Genomic DNA, 492 nt, shown 5'->3' with positions numbered 1-492 from the left:
GAAACCAGAGGAAAGATTTCTTACATAAGCTGAGTTATGAAATGGCAGAGGCATATGATGTTGTTGCAGTAGAAGATATTGATATGAAAGCAATGAGCCAGTGTATGCATTTTGGAAAAAGTGTCATGGATAACAGTTACGGAAAGTTTCGGGAATTGCTGGAATATAAGCTGACATGGAAAGGAAAGAAATTGGTACGTGTAGACCGTTTTTTCCCTTCCAGTAAAAAATGCTGTAAATGTGGCAGTGTAAAGAAAGAACTGAAACTTTCGGACAGAGTATACCTTTGTAGATGTGGAAATCGGATAGACCGGGATCTGAATGCGGCAATCAATATACGTGAAGAAGCACGCCGCATGTTGTTAGCAGGATAAATGGGAAGTGTCTGTACCCAGACAATGAAAATATCCTATAACTGGGGAAAAATGAATCGCGGGGCACGTGAGGATAGCTTGTAGATACTTGGCTCAGTAGAGCCATTGAGCAAGAAGC

General features: G+C 41.1%; 1 protein-coding gene. It reads left to right on the top strand.

Translation table 11 applies throughout. The annotated features are described in order from the left end of the window. Window positions 1-374 (top strand): RNA-guided endonuclease InsQ/TnpB family protein (locus HED67_RS14980; protein ID WP_221718784.1); only part of this gene is annotated, 374 nt, incomplete at its 5' end. Between the last annotated feature and the right edge of the window lie 118 nt (window positions 375-492).

Origin of the sequence: Pseudocoprococcus catus (assembly GCF_019734885.1) — a bacterium.
In the GTDB taxonomy this organism is placed as follows: Bacteria; Bacillota; Clostridia; order Lachnospirales; family Lachnospiraceae; genus Coprococcus_A; species Coprococcus_A catus.
Note: the sequence above shows the minus strand (reverse complement) of the source record. Positions and strands in the feature narration are given on the sequence as shown.